A 23,967-nucleotide genomic window follows, 5' to 3' on the forward strand; every position below is an offset into this window, starting at 1 on the left:
TCAAGTCAGAATTTCGGTACTGGTTTTCCGGCTGCCCGGTGAGCAGCGATGACGGTATTGGCCATCAGCATGGCGATGGTCATCGGCCCGACACCGCCCGGAACCGGTGTAATAACAGCGGCAACGTCGGATGCTTCGGCAAAGGCGACATCGCCGACCAGTCTGCTCTTGCCCTCCCCGCGCTCAGGCGCCGCAATCCGGTTGACGCCGACATCAAGGACGGTGGCGCCCGGCTTGATCCAGTCGGCCTTCACCATCTGTGGCTGGCCAACAGCCGCCACCAGAATATCGGCCGTGCGGGCGATGGTCGGCAGATCCTTGGTGCGCGAATGCGCCGTCGTCACCGTCGCATTGGCATTAAGTAAAAGCTGCGCCATCGGCTTGCCGAACAGGTTGGAGCGGCCAATCACAACGGCATTCAGCCCAGACAGGTCCTCACCGTGGATACGCCGCACCAACAGCATGGCGCCAGCCGGCGTGCAGGAGATGAGGCCGGTTTTGAGATCGCCGGTGGCAAGCTTGCCGGCATTGACCACATGCAGACCGTCGACATCCTTCTGAGGCCAGATCGACTGAATGATCGGCTCCGAGTTCAGATGCTTGGGCAGCGGCAGCTGCACCAGGATGCCGTGGATGGAGGAGTCTTCGTTCAGCGACTGCACCAGCTTTGCCAGCTCTTCCTGCGTCGTCTCGGCCGGCAGTGTGTGCTGGATCGATTTGAAGCCGCATTCCTTGGCCATCCTGCTCTTGGAAGTCACATAGCTGTGGCTGGCCGGATCGTCACCGACGATCACCACCGCCAGACCGGCCTTCACGCCCGTCTCCGTCTCCAGAGCAGACGTTGCCGCCTTTACCGCCTCGATCACCGAAGCCGCCACCTGCTTGCCGTCGATCACAGTCGTCACGCGTCTCTCCCGATATAGTTCGGCGGCAATCTACAAGCCGTCGGCCCGGCAGATTTGCCTACGAACGCCCTATGATATCTGAAAGCGGTAATTGCAAGGAGAAATCAGCCGCGCCCGGTCCGCCGGTGTGCGGCATAAGTTTCCACCTTCGCACGCAGCAGCGCCAATTCCCGCTGGATCTGCGTGAGTTCGTCGGTGACGATGGGCTGATCATCGGCGACGGGAATGACCTCGTCGAAGTGCGATTGCGGGCGGTCTGGGATCGGTTCGGCCGCGGGACCGAAACGCGGTTCCGGCACAGCGATCGATCCGGCCGTGCGATCTTGCGAAAACAGCTCCCCGCCAACCCATTTTCTGAGGAACACGAGGCAAAATGCCGCGACGAGACCGATCAGGAAACCTGCGATCTGGTTGCCGGCGAGATCGTCGTCGAGCGGCGCCTTTGCGGCCGTGGCCGGGGCAAGGACGGTGATCGGCGGCGCGACCTCGGGTGAAGCGGCATCGACGTTTTGCAGGTCGGCGTCATAACGGCCTTGTGCTACCGCCACATCATCCTGCAGCCTGGCAAGGCCCGCCATATCGACATCGACGGTCCGCTGGCCAAGAGCCTTCATTCGGGCGGAAAGTGCTGCCTGATCCTCAAGCGCCGCCTTCAGGGCGGCGTCGCTACTGGCGATGAGGCGCTGCAATTGATTGCGGATGTCGGCGGCAAGACTATCGACGGTTGCCTGCTGTGCTAGCAGGCGGGGATGGCGCGGGCCGAGCTGCGTGGAAAGCTGGGAGAGGACGATCTTCGCGGCGCTGTAGCGGCTGCGCAGATCATCGAGACCGGTAGACGACAGATCGCCCGGCAACGCGCCGCTCATGACAGTGGCGGGGGTCGCGGATCTGGCGGCCGACGCACGGGCTTTGGCGCTCAGCACCGCCGCCTCGGAGGCTTTGATCTCGCCATCCAACCGCTGCCGCTGCGCTTGGAGATCCAAGGCCGCCGCGATCTTGTCGTCGCCGTACTGCGCCTCGAAATTGGCGAGCACCGCCTTTGCCTGATCGAGGTTTTTGAGGCTCCGATCTGCGGGCGCGCTATTTTTGCCGGTGAGACCCGTACCTTGCGCAACCATGGCGTCATAGATCGTCGCATCGGCCAAGCGGTTGGCGATCTCGGCCGATCTCATTGGATTGCCGGTGGTGACCGTGAGACGCAAAATGCCATTCCGCGCATCGGCGGTGACGGCAATGTCCTTGCGAAGAGCGGCCTGCGCGCGCGACGGCGCGTCGGATGCGTTGCCGTTACCCGACAGCAGGTCCATGGCGACACCAAAGGCGCCGGCCCGGCCGCCGGTAAACTCCGGATCACGATCGAGCTTCAATCTGGCGACGAGATCGGAGAGCAGGGACGGAGCGACGATACGTTTGGTGGCGACATCGAGAAGCCCCTGCCCCTCCACCCGCAGGACAGCCTGCGAGGCATAGCGCGGCGGCGAGGCCAACATCGTCGGAACGAAGGCACCGGCCAGCGAAGCGATAACGACAAAAGCGATGGAACCGAGCCCGAATGCCCAGCGGCGTTGCGGCGCAGGCGCGACTGCCGGAACGACCACGGGAGACGGCAGAGAAACCGCCGCGTCATCCACATGGAGGGCGGCAGGAGGGTCATAGGCAATCGGCGCCGGCTCGCCGTCCACGATTGCTTCATCGACAGCGGGGCGGTTTCGCAGGATATCGCGAATGCGGTCGGGCAGCGGCTGTGCCTGTTCGGCTTCCACAGCCAGGGATCTGGCCCGCCCCGAGACCGGATAGGGGTCGCCGTCCAGCATCTTCTGGATGATCGCCAGCAGCTGCACATCGCTCACCGCATGGCGATCGGCGGGCTGGAGATTGGCCGCGATCAGATAGCCATCCTCGCCGCGGTCGAGATAGGCATGACGAACCGCTCCGCCGGAAACCTCCAGGGCTTCCGTCTCGACAGGATGAGGTCTGGTCCTGGCCTTGTTTTCGAACATGGCGGGTTATCTCGCGCGCACGGTCAGCGACCGATGCAGATGGTTAACCCATTCTAAATTTTCATAGCGAAGAAAAGGTTAACAGCCGCCCGAAAGGGGATCAGTCGGCTCGCAAAATACGCTGCTTGCGGCCGAACTGGTGCCGAACGACCTGATAGAGGAAGAGCGGCACGCCAAGCATGTAGCGCCGCCACAACCGGCCCGGCTCCTGTGCCAGACGATAGGCCCACTCAAAGCGCGTGGCGCGCACCAGGGCGGGTGCCCGCGGCACGGTGCCGGAGACAAAATCGAACAGGGCGCCGACCGTCATCACCAGCCGGGCATGCTGCGGCTTGATATGCTCGGCAACCCATTTTTCCTGCAGCGGCGTTCCCATGCCGACGATCAGCACATCGATCTTGCGGCGGCTGATCTCCGCCGTCACCAGATCGTTCCCCGCCTCGCCGAAAAAGCCGTCGGCGATGACGATGAACTCATGCCAGGGCGCATGCTTGCGGAAATTTTCCGCGGCCTTCTCGATGACATGACGGCGGCCACCGACGAGGCCGATGCGCTTCGGCCGATCCATGAAGGTCAACAGCGCCGGCACGAAATCGGTGCCGTTCAGATTGGCGGGAAAGGGATCGCCATGGGCAATCCGCGAGGCGATATCGAGACCGACGCCATCGGGCAGAACAAGATTTTGCGCCAGGACGTCACGATAGTCGTCGTCGCGCAACATCATCAGCATGTTATGGGCATTGACGAAGGAGATCACGGTCTGGCCGGTGGGATGGGAGGCCAGTTCGTTGATGAAGGCGAGCGTATCTTCCCAACCGAGATCGCAGACCGGCAGGTCGAAAATCATTCGACGCGATGCGTGCACGGCAAAATTTGCGACCAGATTCACCCACAACCTCCTGCCTCGGACGCTCGATGGACCCGGCGCCGGCAAAAATTTGCGACGCAGATCTCACCCACCTGCCGGTTGGAAAACATCAGATACGTCGCTAGGGGGAGCTTATAACAAGGCCGCCCCAAGCTTCCGTTAGAGAAATCGATTGCAATTGCGGAGGAAAAACAAGGTTTCGTTAATGCCGTTTCGGACTATCGGCGAATACGGCCGTCCCTCGAACGTAGCGGCCGGATCAATCGGCGCCGACGAAACTTAATGCGCCGGCTTCGGTGCTGCGTCCGATGGCGAATCGCCCTGGACGATCTTCACGGGCTTTGCTGTTCTCTTCCCGGAACCCTCACCGCTGCCAATCTCGTTCTTGGAGAGATAATCGAGCTGTTCGACCAGCACATCGCCGACATAGTCGCCGCCGAGCCGTTCGTTCATATTCTTTTTGATCTCGTCGCGAAAGGCAGCGACATTGAAGGTTTCGACATGGGCGATGTCGATCGCCTTATTGCCCACCAACAGCGAATAGAGCTCGTCAGTCGTCAGAGCCGCCAGCGGCGGCTGCAGCGCACTGGCCTTGCCCTTGTCCATCATGAAGGAGATGCGGGTGAGGAAGTAGCCGGTCACCTGACCGTTGGCGATGACGGGCACGTTGATCGCTTCGCCCTTGACGAATTCCTGCTGCGCCTTTTTGGCGTCGTCAGGACTGGTCGCGGGCGCGGTCGCCGTCTGCACCGAGAAATAGACCGAAGCCAATGTCACGACGCAGACCCAGAGGCCGGTGAGGACGAGCTTGATCATCCGGCCTCGCGGACACGAAATTGCTCCTGCGAATAGGTGCCGTCCGCATCGGCGTTCTGCACGGCATTCTTCAGGATATCCGCGACGGCGCGAACGGCCTCGAGATGGGCTTCAACGCGACGCGCATTCAAGGTCAGCTTCTTCTTCAACCCATGCAGCTGCTCGATATGAGTGACAGCAAGCTCCGCCGGATTGGTATCGCGAAACAGCATCGTCAGTTCGTAAAGGCAGCGGCTCTTGTGAGCGTTCGACACCTTGAGATCGAATTCCGGATCGCTGCCGATCCGGTTGTTCTCGTTGTCGATGATCATTTCCAGGCGTCCGAGGACCGACTTGATCCGGTAGTCGTTCGAAATTACTTCCATGTCTTCCCCCAACTCATGCTTTCTTGGATGTCAACGCGTCTTGATTGGTGACGGTGGTATCGCCGTCACCATCGGTCTCGGACGCGGCGAGCGTCTTGCGCTGAAAATCGGCGACGGCGCTCAGCGCCATCTTCTTGTCATTCTCGTTGGTCGCCGAGTTGATGGCGCCGGTGTTGCGCATCTTGGAGACCTCATCCTGATACATTTTTTCGGCGATGCCGACGCCGCCGTTCTTGGCGAGCGTATTGCCCATCTGCTCGGCCATCATGCCCTTCCAGATTTCGCCGGCGGAGCCCTTGCCGTAGAGCGTTTCGCTGTTCGGCAGCATGTTCTTCACGAAGTTCTGCAGCACCATGGCCTCGAACTTGCGATAAACCTGCGGCACTTTCGTCGGCCCCGTATGGGTGTTGGCATTGGCGAGGCCGGCCTGTGTCGCGGCGCTGTTGAGCGCGTCCACGGTCGAGCCGAAGCCATTGCCGTTTTCCGCCAGGCTGGTGGCGGCGAAGGCAGCCCTGTTGGCCGCAAGCTTTTCCTGGGCGGCCTGAACGTCGGTCGGACTGGCGGCCTGGACGACATCCAGCACCAAATCACTCGGAGGCGAAATAGCCACGTCACGTTTCCTTTCACTGTCGCATGATCCCCGGACGCGCGAAGCAGCCTTCAAGCGGGATCATGCCGAATCGAACGGTTGGAGGAAGCGGGCGATTCGACGACGCGCCATTTCCTCCAAGATCCTGATGATTATGGTTTTTGAACCTTGCTGGAGGCTGGCGTACTATCCGCGAAGCGCTGATCGATGATGTCATAGACGGCATTGTCGTCCGTCTCGCGCGTTTCCAGCTCGCGGGCATCCTTCATATGCTCTTCCAGCCGCTCCGCCTTGGTGCGCTCTTGCAGGACCTTCATTTCGATCAGCTCCTGGATGCCCTCAAGCTGCTGGTCCCTGAGCGTCAGGCGGCCGTAACGCTGGGCATATTGCATCGAAAATACCGCATGCACCGGATCGGCAGAGCTGATCGCCCCGATCACCCTTTCCATCGCATCGCCGACCTCGGCGCGCTGGCGGGTGGTGTCGGCGAGCTCGTTTTCGGCGATCCGCTCCAAATGGCGCTGCACGGCGACGAGGCGCTTCAGTTTTTCGGACCGGCTCTTCTCGGCCATCTCGCTAATGCCCGTTGAAGACGCTGAGGAAAGCGCCGGAGAACTGGCTGATCATGGTCGCGATACTGAGATAGAGCATGAAAAGCCCGCCCATCAGCAGATAGGGCGTGGAGATGAAGTAGATCGGGATCTGCGGCGCGAGCTTGTTGATGAAGCCGATCGATATCTGGAACATCAGGCCGTAGAGCAGGAAGGGGCTCGCCAGGCGCAGCATGATGAAGGTGGTGGTCGCCAGCGTATCCGTTATCGAAATCAGCGAGGCGCGCACATCGACATGGCCGCCGAAGGGGATGACCGAATAGGACTCGACCAGCGCCTGCAGCACATAATGATGGAAATCCAGGACGAACAATATCATCAGCCCGCAGAAGCTGATCAGGCTGGTGAGCGACGTCTCGTTCGAATCCTCGATGACGTCCATGCCCCCCGGCGCGTTGAAGCCGATCAGCATCGAGATGACCGTGCCGGCGAATTGCAGCCCAAGCGTATAAAGCCGCGCCATCATGCCGTACATCAGGCCGATCACCGTCTCGGTGAAGATCAGGCTGATATAGGTGGCGCTGCTCTTGGATACCTCAGGATAGATCGTGTTCCAGAGCAGCGGCAGGATCGCCATCGACAGGGCCGCCGAAAGCAATAGCCGGATCTGCGGCGGCACGCGGCCAGACGAGAACCCCGGAAGCACCATTACACAGCCGCCAATACGGCAGAAGGCGAGAAACAACGCCAGAATGGTGCCCTGGGGGTCGGATATCATGAAATGGAACCTAAAATCTTGATCTCGATCCCCTTGGCCAGTTCCACATGCGACAGGACCGGAAGGGTCGCGAACAGGCGTTCGATGATCATACGCACATAGGAGCGCGTTTCCGGCGACGTGACAAGGACGAAGGGCATGCCTCGATCCATGTATTCACGGATAACTTTGCCCGCCTGCTCGCTGAACTCCTCCAGGCTGCGCGGATCGATGTCGAACTCGACGATCTCGCCCTTCTGGTCGCGCTTCAGCGCCTGATGGAAGATCAGGTCCCACTTGCTGCCGAGGCGCAGCACGCGTAGCACGCCGTTGTCCGCGAGATCGCCGCAGAGCTGCTGCGCCATGCGTACACGCACATGCTCGACGATCTGCTCGGTCTTGCGCACATGCGGCGCGAGCTCGGCCACGGCTTCCAGAATGAGATGCAGGTTGCGGATCGAGACGCGCTCGGCAAGCAAAAGCTTGAGCACCGCCTGCAGGCCGGAATAGGACATGTGCGACGAGCAGATCTCGTCGGCGAGCTTCTTGTATTCGGGGTCGAGGCGATCGATCAGGATCTTCACGTCCTTATAGGAGAGAAGCGCCGGCAGGTTGTTGCGGATGACCTCGCTCATATGGGTCAGCACGACGGAGACATTGTCGATCGGCTGGAATCCCTCGCGTTTCAGATCGTCGGTGAAGGCTTCGAGGACGGAGACGGCGGGCATGCCGAAGGCGGGCTCGCGGATCTCGTCTCCGGGAACGGTCGGCTTGCGGCCCGAGCCGGTGACGACAAGCACTTCGCCGACGCGCAGAGTGTTGGAGGCGATCGTCGTGCCGTGGATGCGGATCTGGTAGGATTTGTCGGCAATGGCGATGTCGTCCGTCACCTTGATTTCCGGCACGACGAAACCGTATTGCGTCGCGAATTTCTTGCGCATCTTGCCGACGCGGAAGGCCAGCTCCTGGTGAGCGCCGAGCAGGCGGGTCGAAACGATCTTGCCGAGTGCCAGTTCGATTTCCGACGTCTTCAGGACCGACTTGACCGAGTCCTTTTCCATTTCCTTCGTCTGCATCACCTTCTTTTCTTCCGCGTCACGCAGCAGCTTGTTTTCAGCCGCAACCTGGCGCGGAATGAGCCATGCGCCGGACGCCAACAGGCCGCAGAGAGTGATGAAGGGGAAGAACGGCATGCCCGGCATGACGGCCAGGATGCCCATGAGGACCGCCGATACGGCAAGCGCACGCGGATAGCCGCTCAGCTGATCCATGACAGCCTGATCGGTGGAGCCGGCGGTGCCGCCGCGCGAAACGAGGAGGCCGGCGGCGAGCGAGACGATGAGCGCCGGCATCTGCGACACCAGGCCGTCGCCGACAGAAAGCTTGACGAAGACATCCGCCGCCTGGCCGATCTCCATGCCGTGGCGGAAATAGCCGATGATGATGCCGCCGAAGATGTTGATGCAGGTGATGAGCAGGCCGGCGACGGCATCGCCGCGCACGAATTTCGAGGCACCGTCCATGGCGCCGAAGAAGGAGCTTTCCTCCTCCAGCTCCTTGCGCCGCCGCTGCGCTTCCTTCTCGTCGATCAGGCCGGCCGACAGATCGGCGTCGATCGCCATCTGCTTGCCGGGGATGGCATCCAGGGTGAAACGCGCGCCGACTTCGGCGATACGCGTCGCGCCCTTGGTGATGACGATGAAATTGATGGTGATCAGGATCAGGAAGACGATCAGACCGATAACGAAATCGCCGGACATGACCAGGCTGGCGAAGCCCGCAATGACACCCCCCGCCGCATCGTGACCTTCATAGCCATGCGAAAGGATGACGCGCGTCGTCGCGATGTTCAGCGACAGACGGATCATGGTGGCGATCAAAAGAATGGTCGGGAAGGACGAGAATTCCAGCGGCTTCTTGATCCACAGCGCCACCATCAGGATCAGCACCGAGAGCGCGATCGAGAAAGCCAGGCCCATGTCGATGAGGAACGGCGGGATCGGCAGGAACAGCACGCACAGGATGACCATGATGCCGAGGGCAAACCCGATATCACGGACGCTGGGATTCACTTTGGGAAGTGCTAATGCGGGTGGTTGTGCCATCGACCGGTTCCGTCTCTTCATGAGAGGAGGCAAACGGCTGAACCGTCTGCCCTATTCGAACCGATCAGTAGAAGGCGAAGCTTGCGCGAGAGTGGCTTGACCCCACACCCACACGAGATCCGGAAGCCGTTTCAGGCTTTCGGGTCGGCCCTAGAATCCCGACTGGATGCGGGAGAAGACCAGATTGGTGAAGATCGAGATCTGCGAACCGACGAAAGGCGCGCTGATCCCGACCGTCACCATGACGGCGACGATCTTCGGCACGAAGGTCAACGTGGCCTCCTGCACCTGGGTCAGCGCCTGGATCAGGGCGATCACCAAGCCGACGACCATGGCGGCGAGAACGGCCGGGCCGGAGGCGACAAGCACCGTCCAGATGGCTGCCTGGAAAATATCCAATGCATCGGCTTCGTTCATGGCCTCATCATCCTCTGCTCAGCCGGCTCCTCATGAGCTGCTGGTCGTGTCGACACTACTCAGTCGTCGAATCACTGGTGGTAGTATCGCTCGTTGTCGTCGGCGCGACAATCGTCGTTCCTGCCGGTGCGACGGTAACGCCCGCCTGCAACAGGATCTTATCCCCTGCTTCCGTTTGCGCGATAATACCGTCCGAATAGACGGTTACTTCCTTGATGGTGCCGGTGGTCGTGCCGTCGGCACTCATGATCTCCTTGCCGATGTAATCCGACGCTTGCGAGATCCACTGGTTCTGCAACACCGTTTCCAGGTGCGAGTTCGTCTGGATCTGCTGCTCGACCTGCGAGAAGCTCGCGAGCTGCGAAATCTGCTGAGTGGCATCCATCGGATCGGTCGGATCCTGCGTCTTCATCTGCGCGATGAGAAGCTTGAGAAAGTCGTTGTAGTTCAGGCTGGCGCTCGCCGCCGCCGTCGCCGCGGTGCTCGAGGAGCTGCTGGTACTGGTGCTGCTGGTAACTGCATCTATCGCCACGGTGCGATCTCCCGACGAATATGCTCGATCGTTGCTGCCGGCATTTCCTGGTTGTTCAGGATAGTGTCCTCGATCGCGTAGAGGCCACGGATCGCCTTCAGCGCGTCGAAGGCGCGGCCGGTGGCGACGAGGCCATCGATGCGCTTCAGCTCGGCGAGCACTTCCTCGTGACGGAAGCACGAGAGCAGCATGACGATCGACTTGCGGAACATCGCCGTCGATTGGTCCTTGCCTTCCGGATTGATGAGGATCATCTGCGCGATGAAATAGAGCTGGCGCAGCGGCGTCGTCGCCTCCTCCGGCTGGAGAACGTGGTTCTCGAGCAGGAAAGTCACATCATTCAGGAATTCCAGGGCAACCTTGCGATCAACGCGCAGCACGGCCCCGTTGATGAAGATCTTTTCCCCGGCTTTAAGCGATATGCGAAGCGTACTTTTCATTTAAGTCCATCCCTGATGATGGTGGTGACATCGATGATGCCTTGATAATTCTCCGACTGGCGCCTCCGGATCCTGTCGCATTCCTTCAGGATCCAAAGTGCGATGGAGATGAGATTGGCGCGCAGTTCGACGTTAAGCTGGTTATCCGGACTTTTCAGATCCTCGATGAAGCTGACCCAGACGCGTCTCGTGTAAAACAGCGCCTCGATGGCTTCGCGGCCGTATTTCTCCTTGTCACGAGCCGCGGCGAGAAGAGTAATCGACCGGTCCAGAACCTGGCGTTCTCGCTCCTTGGCGTCGGCCACTGCATCCTGCATGACTTCCGCATATGAGAACTGATACATTCATGCATCCTTCCTGGTCATTCCATCCCTTTGATCATCAAAGGTAATTTACAAGACTTAACTGCTGGATCTTGGAGACGATGGTGTAAGCAGTCTCGAGCTGCGTCTGGAGACTGTTCACCTTCGTCGACGCCTCGTAAGGGTCGACCCCCGTCAGATCGCCGATATTGGTGTTGATGATGGTCTTCTGCGCATTCAGCGACGTGTTGGCATCGGTCAGACGCGCCTGCGACAGGCCGAGCTGGCTTGCCTGGTTATTGAGCCCGTCGATCGCCTGGCGTGCATAGCTGGTCGCCTGATCGGTGACCGCGTTCAGCGCGTCCTGGCTCAAACCCTGCCCCATCAGCGCGTTGGCGACGGTGGTGGAAAGCGCCAGATAACGCATGCCGGTGGCATTGGCATTGGTCGAGGACTCGATAACCTCGGAATTGCTGATGCGGCTCGACATGTTCTGATCGGAAGCACTCGACCAATCCGACCAGCTGCTGTCCGACGTGACCAGCGGCTCGGCGACGTTCGTGATGAAATCCTTCATCTGATCGCCCGTCAACGAACCTACAGCCGTCTGCGGAGCGGTTGGATTTGGGTAAAGCCCATTTGCATAATCATCTAGGGCACTCTGGATAGCCGTGGTCGCCGCCGAGGAGTTGTCGGTCATCGGCTGCACGTCGGTGTTGGTGCCGGCAAAGAGATATTCGCCGTTGACCATGGTGTTGGCATCGGCGACGAAGCTCGACATCGTCGCAGTCGCCGTCTGCTGGGTCAACTGTATGCTGCTGCCATCGCTGTTGCCACGCAACGCCACCAGCTGATCCATGAACTTCTGGGCCTGGGAGGACATGTCGCTCAGCGCCGTCTGCGACGAGGTCATCCGCTGGTTGACGACCGAGTTGCTGCTGAGGATGGAATCGATGCGCGTCACATCCCGCGTGAGATTGACGCTGCTTGCGGTACCGCTGCCGAGCGAGACGCCGATGTCGGCATAGACGCCGGTCGTCGCTTCGGTCGAGGCATTCGTCATTTCATTCTGCGCCTGACGGATCGTCTGGCGCATCGAATTCTGAATGGCTGTGCTCGAAATGAAGGAGAGTTTCATGGCTTAGCTCGCAATATCCAGTACCGATTGAAGCATCTCGTTGACGGCATTCAATATTTTGGTTCCCGCCTTGTAGGACTGCTCGATATCCATCATCAGCGTCAGCTCCTCGTCGAGGTTAACGCCGGTCTCGTTCGAATAGGCGGTCGAGGAGCGCGAAAGCGCCGCCGAGGTGTTTTCCGCCGCCGACGTTGCCGTGCTGCGTTGGCCCTCAAGCCAGCCGATGGAAGAGGACGCGTAATCCATGAGGCTGGCGCTGGTGTCGGAACCGGCGGTCGGATCGAAATCCATCTTCGTGTTCATGCCGGTGATGTAGGCGTCGAGCTGGGTGGAATAACCAGCATCCATCGCCTTCGTGGGATCACTTTCGTCAAAGCTGGGATTAACGATATAATCCTCACCGTTAATGCCCCCATCGCGCAGCAGTGTCGGGTCACCGGTCTGGCTGGAAGTGGTCAGCAGCGCCGGATTAACCGCAATCGAGCCAGCCATGCCGGTGACGATGGTAGCGCTGTCGGGAACACTACCGGTGCCAGTGCCATCGTTCCAGGTGAACAGGCCGGGCGCCTTGGTGGAATCGGTCTTGTTCGTCTCAGCAAACGTCGTCACCAGGCCGCGTGCGATTTCATCGAGCTGCTTCTGGTAGGTCGGAGCGACGTCGTCGCGAATCTGCAGCGACGCCTGGAGGCTGCCCTGCGCCGTCGTGCTCGCACCCTGCCCCGCCGTCAGCGCAACCCCGTCTATATAGACGTTGTTGCCGGGTATGCCGGCCGTATAAGATGTCGTCGGGGTGAAGGTCACCGAGCGCGGGATCGTCTCGAACAGCGTCGCGCCGCCAGTGGTGTAAAGTGCCACGTCGTTGTTGTCGCGGGTCACTGTCGTGACGCCGACGATCTGCGAAATCTGCTTCAGGATCGAATCGCGCTGGTCGAGCGCATTGGAAAGCGCTGTCGATGTGGAACTGGGCGTCGCGGTCGCGCTCGTGACCGCGTCATTCGCCGTCTGGAACTGCTTCAGCAGACCGTTCAGCGTGTCGACGTCAGACGCAATCTGCTTGTCGGCATCGGTGCGAACGCTCTGAACCGTCGTGGTGGCATTGTTCAGGGCGGTTGCGAGGCTCTGCGCCGCATTGACGGCGGATTGCGCCGCCGTCGTGCTGGACGGCGAGCTCGCATAGGTCTGCATCGCCGTCTGCAAATTCGACAGGTAGGTGGCCGGCGCAACCTCATTGTCGTTACCGCCGAGCGTTGCGGATTGGAGGCTGGTATAGGCCTTCAGGAGACTTTGCTGTGCCGCATCGCTCGACGTGCTGGAGAGGAACGCCTTCTGCAGGGCCGGCTCGTTGGCGCGGGCGATCTTCACGACCTGCGCGCCAGACATGTCGGTCGTCAGCATCGCTTGGCGACGGGAATAATCGGTATTCCCGGCATTGGCGATATTGTTCGACACGACACTGCTTTGCGTGCCGCTATTGTTGAATATCGCTTGCGCGTTGTTGAGAGCTGTTGTGAGCGACATGACTGACCCGGTACCCTATCGTGTTTAACGCTGCAGGTTGACGAGAACGTCCAGAAGGTCGGAACCGGCCTGGAACACCTTGGAATTTGCGGTGTAGCTCTTCTGCGCTGTGATCATGTTCGTCAGCTCGGTGGCGAGGTCGACGTTGGATTCTTCCAGCGCGCCGGACTGAATGTAGCCCAGGCCTCCACTCTGCGGCCAACCCGTGACCGTCACACCGGACTCGCCGTTAGCCGAGTAGACGTTGCCGGTTTCCAGCGTCAGACTGTCGGGGCTTGCCACTGTGGCCAGCGGAACGCGATAGAGTTCCTTGTTGGAGCCGTCCTTGTAGATCGCGCTGACCGTGCCATCCTTGGCGATCGTCACGCTGGTCACCGGATTGGGCGCCTGGCCATTCATCTTACCCGTGGCGGTAAAGTCGGTGGCAACCTGTGTGAAGCCCGAGAAATCCATCGCGATGCTCTGTTGCGGCGTATCATCTCCGAACGCGACGTCGAGTGCTCCATCAGATGTCATGGCGCCGTTCTGATCGAAAGTCAGGGCCGTGCTGCCGAGCAGACCGTCACCGCCATAGGGGAACGGCGTATCGCCCGATGCGGCGTCCGCATGATTGTAGACCGCGACTTCCCAGTTATTGTCCGAGGTTTTGGTGTAATAGACGTCGAAGACAACCTTGTTGCCCTGGTTGTCATAGCCGGTAATCGAGCTCTTGCTGGTGTCGGTTGTCACCGGAGATGTATTCGCCGAGGGCAGAGAGCCACTGGTCCCGTCGACAGCAGTGGCATTGGAGTTGAGGTTGCCAGACATGCTGCCGGTCGAGGTCGCTACCGTATTCGTGCCGCTCGGCGTAACATTGACCGGCACCATGCCCTCAAAGCCGTTGACAACCACGGAAGGCGCGCCGGAGGCGCTGGAATAGCCCATCAGCGTGAAGCCAGCGGCATTGACGAGGTTGCCGGAAGAATCCGCCGAGAAATCGCCGGCGCGGGTCAGAAACGTTTGTCCGGACGAGCTCTGAACGACGAAGAAGCCGTTGCCCTGAATTGCGAGGTCGGTGCTGGACGTGGTGGCGGTGACGTTGCCCTGCTGCGAGATCGCATAGCGAACCGTCGTCTCGACGCCACCGGAATTGTAGTTGCCGCTGGAAGACGGCAGCACGAGAGACGAGAAACTCGTCGACGCTTGCTTGTAGCCAGTCGTGCTGGAGTTGGCGATATTGTCAGAAACAGTCCCCAGACGGTTCGCCTGGGCATTCATCCCTGAGATCGCGGTTTTCATGCTGCCGAAAATGCTCATCTGGAATCCTCGTTATTCCTTATAGGGCTGAGAGTAGGGACCGGGCCTTGCGTGAAGCTGTCTGAAAAGAGGAAAAGCCGATCGTGTTGAAACAGCATCTCGAATTTTGCCGCGCACCCCGCCGGAATGCCTGAAGAACATGGAAATGGTAAGCATTGACGCACGTTATGGCAGCTACGTCATGAGCGGAACTTGAGGTCGTGAAAAAGCCCGAGAATCGGAAGATCCTCGGGCTCGTTCATTCATTTCAAGGCGCCATCGCGCCAGGCCTCGGTGGACGCATCAAGTCCAATCGATGCAGTAGCCGAGGAAGCGCTTGGAATCGACCGGATCGAAACCGAGCCTCTTGCGCAGCTTCTTGCGCAGCTTGGAGATGTGGCTTTCGACGACGTTCTCTTCGACTTCTTCATCGAAGATGCCGTAGATCGCATTGAAGATCTGCGTCTTGGTCACGCGCCGACCACGGTTGGAAATCAGATATTCCAGGATGCGCCGCTCGCGCCGTGGCAATGCGAAGACCTCGCCATTGACCTCCGGATCACGGCCATCCGAGAAAACACGGATGGGGCCGATATCGGTGTAATTGGAGATCGCCTTCAGCCTGCGACGGATCGCCGCCGCACGGGCCAGGATTTCTCTTGGATGCACCGGCTTGCGCACGACATCGTCGACGCCGCAGTCAAAAAGCGCCAGTGTCGATTCCAGCGAGGGTTGATCGCTGACGGCGATGACCGGTGCCGCCGAACGGTCACGGATTGCCCGAGGCAAGTCGTGTACGTGCTGGCCCTGTCCGATCAGGAATGCTTCGACCGCGGCAATATCGCCCTCCGCGGCCGTCACAACCCATTCGCCGAATTCCCGGGGATCAAACCCCGTTGACGGGATGCCTTCCCGCCCAAAAAGTGAAGTATAGCCGTCCTTAACGAGCTCGCGCTCATCAACCACTACGATCATTCGTCCGCCTCCGAATCAGTGTGGTGTTTCGATGACCTATGGGTACGAATCGGGCGAATCACGAACAACTGTCGGAAATGAGTGACGGGAATTAATAATTGATTAAGATTTAGGGCGCGATTTGCACTAGATGTAGTGGGCAATCTCGATTCAGCACCTAAAAAAAATTGTTAATTAGAACATTATGAATATACGCTATTCATCTCATCTGGCCGCTGTCAACCATTCGAAGGCGGATAGCTGCGGCGACAATATGACGGCATGCAATCTATAGGTTGCTCAATCGTGACAAAAGTTTGCTGCGTTGGGCGTCCATTTCCCGTAGCCGGTGGCCACCAGATTGGCGATGACGCGGCAAACATAGACCTTCTGGGCGGGGTCGTTGTTCGGCCCAGCGTGGTATCGAGCTACCGCCATCGTCCAGGTCTCATGCCTGTCATGAAGGGCGCGAAGGAACTTTGCGGCGTATTCGACATTGCTATGCGGATCGAACATGGCGGCGACGGATGCGAAATTCTCTCCGTGAAAATACTGATTGATCTGCATGCAGCCTATGTCGATCAGCTTTGCGCCGTTCTGTTTTGCCGCCGCGAAGGTCTGCAGGGCAGCATTTTGAGACGCGGGGAAATACGGTTTGCCTTCGATGTTGAGTGCGTAAGGATAGAGTGACCCCTTGCGTCCCGTCTCCGTCAGGCCAACCGAATAGAGGATCCCTTCCGGTATCCCGTATTTTGCCGCCGCCGACTGGATCTCGCGTTCGCAAAGGCCGGCCGCACCATTGTCTGGCGATGCCGCATTTCCCGACGCAAGGGCGTCAGAGGTAAACGTCGCCAGAGCGCAGACGCTGAGCATAGCCTGCAGCACTGTCCTCCATGCCGCGTTCGCCCGTGCTGCGATTGCCGTCATTGCCATTTGCCTGCTGCCCCGAATAGTTCTGTCCCTTTGGACGCGCGTCCCCACCCTGCCCCTGATTCATCAAGGATTGCTGTTGGGACTGCCCCTGGAAGCCGGATTGCCGGTTGCTATCCGACGACTGATCGCTGTTCGCGGCCATGCTGACGGTGATGCTGTCGACCTGATAGCCCTGGGCGCGGAGGGCATCGACCATGTGGCTCTGATCGGCGTGGAGCTGCCGGTAGGCCTCGCCGGTCTGCACCTTCAGATCGACGCTCAACTGATCGCCCGAAAGCCGCATGGTTGCGGTGACTTCGCCAAGGTTGTTGGGATTCAGCTGAATCTTCAGTGTGTTGACGACCTTGCCGGTGCTCGTCCAGCTCGCCGCGTTGGCGAGCGCCGAGCCCGGCTGCATCGCTCCTGACCAATCCTTGTTTCCACCAAGGACGGAGGTGACGAGGGCCGAATTGGAATTGGCCGCAAGACCGAGATAGCGGCGGGAATCGAGGACCGTGACGGTCTGCGCATTACCGCCGCCCGATAGCGAGATGTCGGCCTGCGCCGTATCATCGCTGCCCTTGCTCACCGACATGTCCAGCGAACCACCACGCCCATCTGCACGCACCAGCCGGAAGGTCTGTGCCGCGGCCGTATCGTCGCCGGCGCTCGGAACGGCCGCCATGGTATCCTGGGTATCCACCGACGCATCCTTCGTCGCCACATTGGCGATCGTCGGCAAGGATTGATCCGGCGCCGCTTGCGGTTTCACGTCCGTTCCGGTGAAGGCGGCCGCAGCGCTCTGCGGCGCGACCGCTGTCTGCTGCGCATTCAAGAGCGACAGCACGTCCGATACAGCACTGCCCGTTTGAGTGCTCTGCGTCGGCAATGACTTACCATCATCCGTAACCGGCGGGGTTTTACCAGCCTTGACGGGCGTCGTCTTGCCGTCACCATCAGTCTCGGCAGACGGATCGTCAAGGACAACTTCCGCCAATTGCTGGGCGAGATCATCGAGCTGATCCGGAGCCAGGACCTGGGGCTGCGCCGTATCCGCTCCGCCGGTCGTCTTGGTCGCATCGGCTGTTGCGGTGTCGTCGGGGACTGCCTGTTGAAGATCCATCAGCGATTTGGAGAGATTGGCGGCACTCGCTTCCTGCGGAAATTTGGCGCCGACCGGCGGTTTGGCGCCCTTGGTCAGCGTTGCCGAATTGGCGAGGTTCGCCAGGGACGGGTCGATCATCTCGGCTCCGGTACCAATGCTACCCCCCGTGGCGGAAACGACCGTCGCGAGATCGGCGGGCTGGGCAGCAGCTCCATCCGCGTTGATGTTGGTATCAGCGCCCGCCGCAACCGTGCCCGCGTCGCCATTGGCATTCGCGCCGGATTTGCTTCCGTTGCCGAGCGAGCTGGTCAGCGCATCCTGGAACCCCTTGCCGGCGCCGTCATCCTGTTTCGCCGGACGTCCACCCTTGGCGACAGCAATGAGATCGGCCCCGGACGGGGCACTGGAGATACCGATATCCTGCATGATCAATTACTTTCCTGCTTTCAACAGGCCGTCGATGGCATCAAGCTTCGAGCGGCTCGTCGTGACGAATGCATTGAACGAAGGATCGGCCTCCTGCCTTCCTTCCTCCGGGGTGTGAGCCGCATTCACCGCGGCTCCCGCCTCAACACCCGCCGTGCCGGGGGATTTGGCCCCCGATTGGTTCGTCACAGCAGCATCGTGTTCAGTATGTTCTTGATTAGGCAGATTAAGCGGCGAGCCTTGCTTCAGGCTTGTCGGGTCGGGCGCGCGCAGGATCTCGTCCGCCACCATCCTGGCGGCTTCGCGCAAAGCGCGGTCCTGCTGGTTCAATTCACCGGCCGGCATCTGGTCTATCTTGCGGATCGCCGTTCCCATATCAGGTGTCGATACCCCGGCAACGCCGCCATAGAAGCCCGCCAGCGCGCTGAACGCATCGCTGCCGTCATTGGTGATGGCCTGGGCGCGGCCGGAGGCCAGCGCGGCAAGATCGGCCTTGCCCGCGATGGCGGCGCGGCGCGCCATGCGCAGATAGACTTCCCGCTGCCGTGGCGGATCCATGAAGGACAGGATATCGATGATGTCCTGCTGCTTGACGTCCGCATCATGATCGACGACGAGCTGGACGAAGAGATCGGCGAACTGGCTGGCATAGGGCGAGTGCAGGAAACGCCGCGTGTAGCGCGCCGCATAACCAAGCCCCTGCGGCACCATGCCGGCATCGGCGCTGAGCGCCAGGGAGCGGCGCAGGGCCGATTCCTCGACAATGGTGCCCGGCGACGCCAGACGCGCCCAGTCGTAAAGCTTCAGGGCTTCCTTCGGATTCTTGGCGGACATGACATTGGCTGCGACAAGCGAGAGATAGGGACCGATCTTCTTGTCGCGATATTCCCTGGCGATATCGGCAAGCGTGTTGACCACCAGCAGTCCCTTGCCGTTCAGATATTTCCGAAGGACGTCGGCGACGCGATTGTCGAAATTGCCGTTGATGTCGCGCGACATCAGATATTCCAGCGTCTCCGGATTGCCGCCGCTCATGGCATAGATCAGCGCGGCATCGACGTTTCGGCTATCGTCGAACACGGACTTGTCTGCGTTGCGCAGGCGTTCGTCAATGGTCGACAGCATGAAGCGCTGCATCTCGCCGGCCGAACTGTCGCCCGCCACCACGGAATCCTGGATGAATTCGAGAGAGCGCAATATCTTGTAGGGCGGCAGGCCATCCTGGCTCTCCGCACGAAGCCCCCCCGGCATGAGCATGCCGAGGGTGAACGCGAGCGCGAGGCGATGACGATGCTGAATGCGCGCCATGAACTATCCCTGTTTGCCCTGGGTTTGCTTGCCCTGACCCGGCTTGCCGGCGCCCGGCGCCGTCGGGGCCTGGCCACCTGACTGATCCTTGGCATCCTCGATCAAAATCTCGATGCGGCGGTTGGCGTCGTTAAAGGGATCATTGGGCAGCTTCAGACGGCGATCCGCAAAACCGGAAACCTGCTCGATCCGCTTCTCGTCCAGCCCGGCACTGGTGAGCATGTAGTAGGCGCTCTGGGCACGATCGAGCGACAGGCGCCAATTGTCGTTGTGACCGCCGACCATGTAGGGGCGGCCATCGGTATGGCCGCGGATCAGGATCACGCCCTTGCGGTCGGACAGGATCTTGCCGATCTTCGCCATTGCCAGCACCATTTCCCGGCGCGGCACGGCCGAACCGATATTGAACATCGGATCGTTGGACTGGTCGGAAATCGTCACAAGAAGACCGCCCTCGGCCGACGCCACCTGAACGCCCTCGGCCAGTTGACCAGCGACGCCGCTGATCTCGGCCTGGATCGCCTGCTGCAGCTCCTTGGCGCTCTGCTGCTGGTCCTTGGGTGGCGCTATGTCCTTGCTCTGCGTCGCCGAGGCGCTTTTTTCGTCGACGCCCTGCCCCTTCTGCCGCTGGTCGCTCAACGTCGGCTGATCTTCCGGCGTCTGGGGCTTGTCGGTCGGCTCACCGGAATCGGCAGCTGTCGCCTTGGAAAGGGCGATCACCTCTCCCTTCGACACCTGATCGGATTTGGCGGCCTGTTCTTCATTGGCCTTCTTCGAGGCACTGGAAACCTGAACCTGCTTGGTCCAGAAATCCGGATCGAAGGGATCGCGATAGGCCTGGCCGCCATCGGCGCCAGTCGCCGGACCCGACTGGGCGGCACCACCCTCGCCCTTGGCGCTGACATTGGCCTGCTGGCCGACCTGCTGGGCGATCTCGGCCAGGACCGAATAGGGATTCTCGAAGAAATCGGCCTCCGAATAGGCAGTCTGGTCGCCCGAGGTCGAGGTCTGATCCTCGCCGGTCTTGGCTGACTTGCCGTTGTTCGGATTGGTTTCCTCGTTCTGCGATTTCGCCTCGTTCTTTTTCCCGTCGGCCTGATCGACAGGCTTCTTCAGCCCCTTCTCGGTCGGCTTTTCGTCGGCGAGCTTGATCGGATTGAAATAGGAGGCGACCGAGGCCTTGGTCTCTTCGTTTGCGGCATTCACCAGCCACATCACCAGGAAGAAGGCCATCATCGCCGTCATGAAGTCGGCATAGGCGATCTTCCAGGCGCCGCCATGACCGCCTTCATGCTCGTTGGCACCATGCCGCTTGACGATGATGATCTCGTGCTTGCCTTGATTCTGATCGCCATCGCTCATTTCAGTATCTCTCTCAGGCTAGCGGCCCAGGCGGACATGCGGGTCACGAGGACGCTCTCGCCGATCGTCACGGAGAGATCGACATCGTCGGCCTCGACATGGCGCAGCAGGGCGCCATGATCGTCGAGACGGGCATGGAGGATATCGAAGAGATGGCGGGGACCGCTGACGGTAACCGGGCCGACTGCACCATCGAGAATGGAGGCAGCCACCAGATCGGCAAGATCGGCGACGGCCTTGGCCGTCAGCGCTTCCGTCATGATCGGTGCAAGCACGGCGGCGGCCTCGATGCTGACCGTCTGCCCGAGTATGGTGGCGATCTGCGTCATATCGGCGGCGATCCTTTCGGCCGCCTGCTCCTCGTAGCGAGCGCGAAGCGTGTCCATCTCGCCTCGGTGGGCTTCGGCCATTGCCTCGAGCGCCTGCTGATGCCTCAGCAACAATTCCTGTGTCGCAGCCTCATGGCCCTGCGCATAAGCGTCGCGGCGCTCGGCTTCGATATCGACCGGCGGTTCCACAGGACTGTCGAGAAAGGCCGGTGTCTCGTCGAAGATCAAATCCGGCAGCGCGGCGGACGGGGGCAATTCCGCACCGAAATCCTTGAGATAGCGGGATAGCGTCGGGCTCATGAGAACATTCCCTCGCCTTTGCCGGCACAAGGCCGCGCGTGGATGCCTCGACAGGCCCGTTGAATTCCCATGCTCAAAACGTCGATCATCACGCTTCCGGTTTCCGTCCTGCGGCCGCATCCTCCCGGCGTGACGCCGACCGTCTCCGGAGTATGATGCAACCCTGCCATTGCGAGGGACCGTAGGGGGTCAAACTTGTGCGAGGATGAATGCGGCAGACGCGGCAACCCTAGCCGCGCCTCTCGCGGAAATCATTTTCCCTGAAGAAGAATCAGCACCTTGCTCGCCATGGTATTGGCAATCGAAAGCGACTGGATGCCCATCTGCTGCGCCGTCTGCAGCGCGCTCTGGCGTGCCGAGGCCTCTTCCATATTGGTGTCGACAAGATCGCCGACGCTGGTCTTGATGCCGTCGCTGAGCTTGGAGATGTAGTCCGACTGATCGTCGATACGTGACTTCATCGCGCCCAGCGTCGAATCAGCCGATGTCACCGACGTCAAAATCGAATTGGTGACGTTGAGCATGTCGGTCAGCTCGGCATCCGTGGTGCTATCGGAAATGGAGATCTCAGTGCCATCGGTCGGCGCTGTGCCGGAATCGGCGGCCAGGAGATAGTAATTGCGAGCTGTTGACGTGCCATCTGAAGTGCCCAGCGTGCTGGCATCGATATTCTTCGTCAGCAGTCCCCGGCTTGCATCGGCGGTGTCGATCATCAGGGTTTGCGAGCTGTCGTAGTTGATCGATACCAGGCTGACCTGGCCGCTCGAACCGCGCGTGAAGTTGCTGATCACCGATTTCTGGGTGTCGGCCTGCGCACTGGTGTTGTAGAGCCAGTTTTCTCCGGAGAAGGCGGCAGATTGTGTCACCGATTGCAGCTGATCCTTGAGCTGCTGAATATCGGTGTTGACTGCGCTCTTGTCCGCTCCGGCTTCCTGCGCCGATACAAGCTTGGCGCGGATCTGGCTCACGATGCTGACAACCGTATCCATGGCGGTGGAAGCGGTGTCGACCTTCGAGGCGCCAAGACCGAGCGCGTCGGTGATGGTGGAAAGGCTGCTCTGGTCCGACCGCATGGTTGTCGCCATCGACCAATAGGTCGGGTCGTCGCTTGCGCTTGCCACGCGAAAACCGGATGAAACCTGCTGCTGCACGACGCCAAGATCTTTGTTGACCCCACGCAACACAGTCAGCGCCGCCGAGGTGGCGCGGTTCGTCGTCACATTGCTCATCTGAAAACCCGTAATTCCATTGGGACTGGCAAACCGGATCAAACCGGCAGCAACGATCGGCCTCATGCCCGCCAGCGGGAATGATCCCACGCGGCCCGTCGCTCGAGCAGGGCCTTGAAACGGCGCCGACCAAATCGATCGGACGCCAAGCCCTGCGCAGATATTGCAAATCAGTTACCCAACAGGGTTAGCAAAAGCTTATGGGCGGCGGCAAGAAGGAAATGCCGCCACCGGATCGCGACGCAAGCTCCGGTCAAGGCTCACTTAAAGAGCGCCAGAACGTTCTGAGCGCTGTTGTTGGCGATCTGCAGCGACTGGATGGCCAATTGCTGCTGCGTCTGCAGGGCCGAAAGCTTGCTGGATTCTTCTTCCATATTGGCATCGACGAGCTTGCCGACGCCGGAATCGATCGTGTCGCTGAGCGCCGAGACAAAGCTCGTCTGCAGGTCGATGCGGGTGGACAGGGAGCCGAGTTGCGAAGCGGTGCTCGTCATCGTGTTCAGCGCCGACTGCACCAGGTTCATCGCCTTGGCGATATCGCCGCTCGTCATATTGGTGATGTCGAGGCTGAAGACGGAATAGGATGTGCCGTTGATGTCCTGCTTCGTGCCGAGAATGCCGGAGGTGGTGTCGATCGTGCCGCTGGCGTCGGCACCGAACATGACGTTGCCCGCCGATCCCGTATCGAACGCATAGCTGGTGCTGTTGACCGCGACCGAGCCGTCATTGTTGCGCACAAAGGACGATACGACCGATGCGGACGCGCCGTCGGCCGCGATCATCCAGTTCTGTCCGGAGAAGGATGCGGACTGCGCAATGCTCTCGAGCTGCTGCTGAAGCTGCGAGACTTCTTCCTGGACATCGGCCTTGTCGACGCTGTTTTCCGTTGCAGCAACGAGCTTGTCCTTGATCTGCTGGACGACGGAGATGGAATTGTCCATGGCCGTATAGGCGGTATCGACCTTGGCGGCGCCGAGGCCGAGCGCGTCGGAGACGGCCGAGAGCGCGCTGTTGTCGGAACGCATCGTGGTCGCAATCGACCAGTAGGCGGCGTTATCCGAAGCCTTGGCGACACGATAGCCGGAGGAAACCCGGTTCTGCGTATCTTCCAGGTTGGTGCTGATCGAGCGCAGAGTCTGGAGGGCGGACATTGCCGCGTCGTTGGTCAGGATGCTTGTCATCGAAGGGTGCCCCTTATGGCTGAAATGGGAAGGGACATTCCGGTCTGCGGCCGGGAACGGCAATCAGCGTCATGCCTGTTAACCGGCTCTTAGGAGAGGTTAACCAACCGTTGCGTTAGTCGCAAATGACAGCATCAGGCTTAATAAAGAGTTAACAGCCGGCCGAAAAGTTAACGAACATTACCGCGCATAGGCTTGCCGGCAGGAGGCCGAACAAGCGGATTGCCCCGGGGCGAGCCCTTCAGGTCAGCTTCGCGCCATCTTGGGCGGCGTAAGATTACAG

The 23,967-nt window shown here is 60.3% G+C and carries 24 protein-coding genes; all 24 read right to left on the reverse strand.

All coding sequences use genetic code 11. The annotated features are described in order from the left end of the window. Positions 1-5: 5 nt before the first annotated feature. Positions 6-905, reverse strand: coding sequence for a bifunctional methylenetetrahydrofolate dehydrogenase/methenyltetrahydrofolate cyclohydrolase FolD (gene folD, locus AC1RO0_RS21505; protein WP_498594819.1), 900 nt, complete (start codon positions 903-905; stop codon positions 6-8). A gap of 104 nt (positions 906-1,009) precedes the next feature. After that, positions 1,010-2,905, reverse strand: a complete 1,896-nt coding sequence (locus tag AC1RO0_RS21510) for a GumC domain-containing protein (protein ID WP_498594820.1) — start codon at positions 2,903-2,905, stop codon at positions 1,010-1,012. Positions 2,906-3,005: 100 nt separating this feature from the next. After that, a complete protein-coding gene (locus tag AC1RO0_RS21515) occupies positions 3,006-3,794 on the reverse strand; it encodes a WecB/TagA/CpsF family glycosyltransferase (RefSeq protein WP_498594821.1) in 789 nt (262 codons plus the stop codon). Between the two features lie 258 nt (positions 3,795-4,052). Continuing rightward, the gene (locus AC1RO0_RS21520; protein ID WP_498594822.1) at positions 4,053-4,589 is read right to left on the reverse strand and encodes a hypothetical protein; all 537 of its coding nucleotides are present in this window, start codon (positions 4,587-4,589) and stop codon (positions 4,053-4,055) included. After that, positions 4,586-4,954, reverse strand: a complete 369-nt coding sequence (locus AC1RO0_RS21525) for a hypothetical protein (RefSeq protein WP_007700153.1) — start codon at positions 4,952-4,954, stop codon at positions 4,586-4,588. Before AC1RO0_RS21525 ends, AC1RO0_RS21520 begins: the two co-directional genes overlap by 4 nt. 13 nt (positions 4,955-4,967) lie before the next feature. Then, a complete protein-coding gene (locus AC1RO0_RS21530) occupies positions 4,968-5,564 on the reverse strand; it encodes a rod-binding protein (RefSeq protein WP_047467232.1) in 597 nt (198 codons plus the stop codon). A gap of 131 nt (positions 5,565-5,695) precedes the next feature. After that, entirely contained in the window at positions 5,696-6,115 is a 420-nt protein-coding gene (locus tag AC1RO0_RS21535) for a hypothetical protein (protein WP_498594823.1), read from the reverse strand. A 4-nt stretch (positions 6,116-6,119) separates the two neighbouring features. Further along, positions 6,120-6,872: a flagellar biosynthetic protein FliR gene (gene fliR, locus AC1RO0_RS21540; RefSeq protein ID WP_498594824.1), complete on the reverse strand. Its 753-nt coding sequence runs from the start codon at positions 6,870-6,872 to the stop codon at positions 6,120-6,122. Further along, complete coding sequence (gene flhA, locus AC1RO0_RS21545) at positions 6,869-8,956, reverse strand: flagellar biosynthesis protein FlhA (RefSeq protein ID WP_498594825.1); 2,088 nt, start codon at positions 8,954-8,956, stop codon at positions 6,869-6,871. Before flhA ends, fliR begins: the two co-directional genes overlap by 4 nt. A gap of 150 nt (positions 8,957-9,106) precedes the next feature. Then, positions 9,107-9,373, reverse strand: a complete 267-nt coding sequence (gene fliQ / locus AC1RO0_RS21550) for a flagellar biosynthesis protein FliQ (protein WP_007700174.1) — start codon at positions 9,371-9,373, stop codon at positions 9,107-9,109. Positions 9,374-9,428: 55 nt separating this feature from the next. After that, positions 9,429-9,905 carry a flagellar hook assembly protein FlgD gene (gene flgD, locus AC1RO0_RS21555; protein WP_498594826.1) on the reverse strand — a complete coding sequence of 159 codons (477 nt, stop codon included), beginning with the start codon at positions 9,903-9,905 and terminating at the stop codon, positions 9,429-9,431. Next, the gene (gene flbT, locus AC1RO0_RS21560) at positions 9,896-10,345 is read right to left on the reverse strand and encodes a flagellar biosynthesis repressor FlbT (protein ID WP_498594827.1); all 450 of its coding nucleotides are present in this window, start codon (positions 10,343-10,345) and stop codon (positions 9,896-9,898) included. The genes flgD and flbT overlap by 10 nt, the downstream gene beginning before the upstream one ends. Further along, the gene (gene flaF / locus AC1RO0_RS21565; protein ID WP_007700180.1) at positions 10,342-10,689 is read right to left on the reverse strand and encodes a flagellar biosynthesis regulator FlaF; all 348 of its coding nucleotides are present in this window, start codon (positions 10,687-10,689) and stop codon (positions 10,342-10,344) included. The genes flbT and flaF overlap by 4 nt, the downstream gene beginning before the upstream one ends. A gap of 37 nt (positions 10,690-10,726) precedes the next feature. Then, entirely contained in the window at positions 10,727-11,785 is a 1,059-nt protein-coding gene (locus tag AC1RO0_RS21570; RefSeq protein ID WP_498594828.1) for a flagellar hook-associated family protein, read from the reverse strand. A gap of 3 nt (positions 11,786-11,788) precedes the next feature. After that, a complete protein-coding gene (gene flgK / locus AC1RO0_RS21575) occupies positions 11,789-13,303 on the reverse strand; it encodes a flagellar hook-associated protein FlgK (protein ID WP_498594829.1) in 1,515 nt (504 codons plus the stop codon). Between the two features lie 24 nt (positions 13,304-13,327). Next, a complete protein-coding gene (locus AC1RO0_RS21580) occupies positions 13,328-14,599 on the reverse strand; it encodes a flagellar hook protein FlgE (RefSeq protein ID WP_498594830.1) in 1,272 nt (423 codons plus the stop codon). Positions 14,600-14,881: 282 nt separating this feature from the next. Continuing rightward, positions 14,882-15,553, reverse strand: a complete 672-nt coding sequence (gene rem / locus AC1RO0_RS21585; RefSeq protein WP_498594831.1) for a transcriptional activator Rem — start codon at positions 15,551-15,553, stop codon at positions 14,882-14,884. A 279-nt stretch (positions 15,554-15,832) separates the two neighbouring features. Beyond that, positions 15,833-16,405, reverse strand: a complete 573-nt coding sequence (locus AC1RO0_RS21590; protein ID WP_498595003.1) for a transglycosylase SLT domain-containing protein — start codon at positions 16,403-16,405, stop codon at positions 15,833-15,835. Continuing rightward, positions 16,368-17,975 (reverse strand): flagellar hook-length control protein FliK, encoded by a 1,608-nt coding sequence (locus AC1RO0_RS21595; protein ID WP_498594832.1) that lies wholly within the window; start codon positions 17,973-17,975, stop codon positions 16,368-16,370. The genes AC1RO0_RS21590 and AC1RO0_RS21595 overlap by 38 nt, the downstream gene beginning before the upstream one ends. Positions 17,976-17,981: 6 nt before the next feature. Continuing rightward, complete coding sequence (gene motC, locus AC1RO0_RS21600) at positions 17,982-19,283, reverse strand: chemotaxis protein MotC (protein WP_498594833.1); 1,302 nt, start codon at positions 19,281-19,283, stop codon at positions 17,982-17,984. A gap of 3 nt (positions 19,284-19,286) precedes the next feature. Continuing rightward, positions 19,287-20,645 carry a MotB family protein gene (locus AC1RO0_RS21605; protein WP_498594834.1) on the reverse strand — a complete coding sequence of 453 codons (1,359 nt, stop codon included), beginning with the start codon at positions 20,643-20,645 and terminating at the stop codon, positions 19,287-19,289. Then, complete coding sequence (locus tag AC1RO0_RS21610; RefSeq protein WP_498594835.1) at positions 20,642-21,274, reverse strand: hypothetical protein; 633 nt, start codon at positions 21,272-21,274, stop codon at positions 20,642-20,644. Before AC1RO0_RS21610 ends, AC1RO0_RS21605 begins: the two co-directional genes overlap by 4 nt. Positions 21,275-21,525: 251 nt before the next feature. After that, complete coding sequence (locus tag AC1RO0_RS21615; protein WP_153366777.1) at positions 21,526-22,503, reverse strand: flagellin N-terminal helical domain-containing protein; 978 nt, start codon at positions 22,501-22,503, stop codon at positions 21,526-21,528. A gap of 260 nt (positions 22,504-22,763) precedes the next feature. Then, on the reverse strand, positions 22,764-23,684 hold the full coding sequence (locus tag AC1RO0_RS21620) for a flagellin N-terminal helical domain-containing protein (RefSeq protein ID WP_153366779.1): 921 nt from the start codon (positions 23,682-23,684) through the stop codon (positions 22,764-22,766). Positions 23,685-23,967 lie beyond the last annotated feature (283 nt).

The sequence above is a fragment of the Rhizobium sp. GW821-FHT14E12 genome, from assembly GCF_058803745.1.

What these genes read in the sequence shown, in the direction of transcription:
- flbT (WP_498594827.1), bottom strand. Translation starts at nt 10,345, where the DNA reads ATGAAAAGTACGCTTCGCATATCGCTTAAAGCCGGGGAAAAGATCTTC.
- AC1RO0_RS21615 (WP_153366777.1), bottom strand. Translation starts at nt 22,503, where the DNA reads ATGAGCAATGTGACGACGAACCGCGCCACCTCGGCGGCGCTGACTGTG.
- AC1RO0_RS21520 (WP_498594822.1), bottom strand. Translation starts at nt 4,589, where the DNA reads ATGATCAAGCTCGTCCTCACCGGCCTCTGGGTCTGCGTCGTGACATTG.
- flhA (WP_498594825.1), bottom strand. Translation starts at nt 8,956, where the DNA reads ATGGCACAACCACCCGCATTAGCACTTCCCAAAGTGAATCCCAGCGTC.
- AC1RO0_RS21610 (WP_498594835.1), bottom strand. Translation starts at nt 21,274, where the DNA reads ATGAGCCCGACGCTATCCCGCTATCTCAAGGATTTCGGTGCGGAATTG.
- fliQ (WP_007700174.1), bottom strand. Translation starts at nt 9,373, where the DNA reads ATGAACGAAGCCGATGCATTGGATATTTTCCAGGCAGCCATCTGGACG.
- AC1RO0_RS21590 (WP_498595003.1), bottom strand. Translation starts at nt 16,405, where the DNA reads ATGCTCAGCGTCTGCGCTCTGGCGACGTTTACCTCTGACGCCCTTGCG.
- AC1RO0_RS21570 (WP_498594828.1), bottom strand. Translation starts at nt 11,785, where the DNA reads ATGAAACTCTCCTTCATTTCGAGCACAGCCATTCAGAATTCGATGCGC.
- AC1RO0_RS21605 (WP_498594834.1), bottom strand. Translation starts at nt 20,645, where the DNA reads ATGAGCGATGGCGATCAGAATCAAGGCAAGCACGAGATCATCATCGTC.
- fliR (WP_498594824.1), bottom strand. Translation starts at nt 6,872, where the DNA reads ATGATATCCGACCCCCAGGGCACCATTCTGGCGTTGTTTCTCGCCTTC.
- motC (WP_498594833.1), bottom strand. Translation starts at nt 19,283, where the DNA reads ATGGCGCGCATTCAGCATCGTCATCGCCTCGCGCTCGCGTTCACCCTC.
- AC1RO0_RS21580 (WP_498594830.1), bottom strand. Translation starts at nt 14,599, where the DNA reads ATGAGCATTTTCGGCAGCATGAAAACCGCGATCTCAGGGATGAATGCC.
- AC1RO0_RS21510 (WP_498594820.1), bottom strand. Translation starts at nt 2,905, where the DNA reads ATGTTCGAAAACAAGGCCAGGACCAGACCTCATCCTGTCGAGACGGAA.
- rem (WP_498594831.1), bottom strand. Translation starts at nt 15,553, where the DNA reads ATGATCGTAGTGGTTGATGAGCGCGAGCTCGTTAAGGACGGCTATACT.
- AC1RO0_RS21535 (WP_498594823.1), bottom strand. Translation starts at nt 6,115, where the DNA reads ATGGCCGAGAAGAGCCGGTCCGAAAAACTGAAGCGCCTCGTCGCCGTG.
- flaF (WP_007700180.1), bottom strand. Translation starts at nt 10,689, where the DNA reads ATGTATCAGTTCTCATATGCGGAAGTCATGCAGGATGCAGTGGCCGAC.
- AC1RO0_RS21620 (WP_153366779.1), bottom strand. Translation starts at nt 23,684, where the DNA reads ATGACAAGCATCCTGACCAACGACGCGGCAATGTCCGCCCTCCAGACT.
- AC1RO0_RS21595 (WP_498594832.1), bottom strand. Translation starts at nt 17,975, where the DNA reads ATGCAGGATATCGGTATCTCCAGTGCCCCGTCCGGGGCCGATCTCATT.
- AC1RO0_RS21525 (WP_007700153.1), bottom strand. Translation starts at nt 4,954, where the DNA reads ATGGAAGTAATTTCGAACGACTACCGGATCAAGTCGGTCCTCGGACGC.
- flgK (WP_498594829.1), bottom strand. Translation starts at nt 13,303, where the DNA reads ATGTCGCTCACAACAGCTCTCAACAACGCGCAAGCGATATTCAACAAT.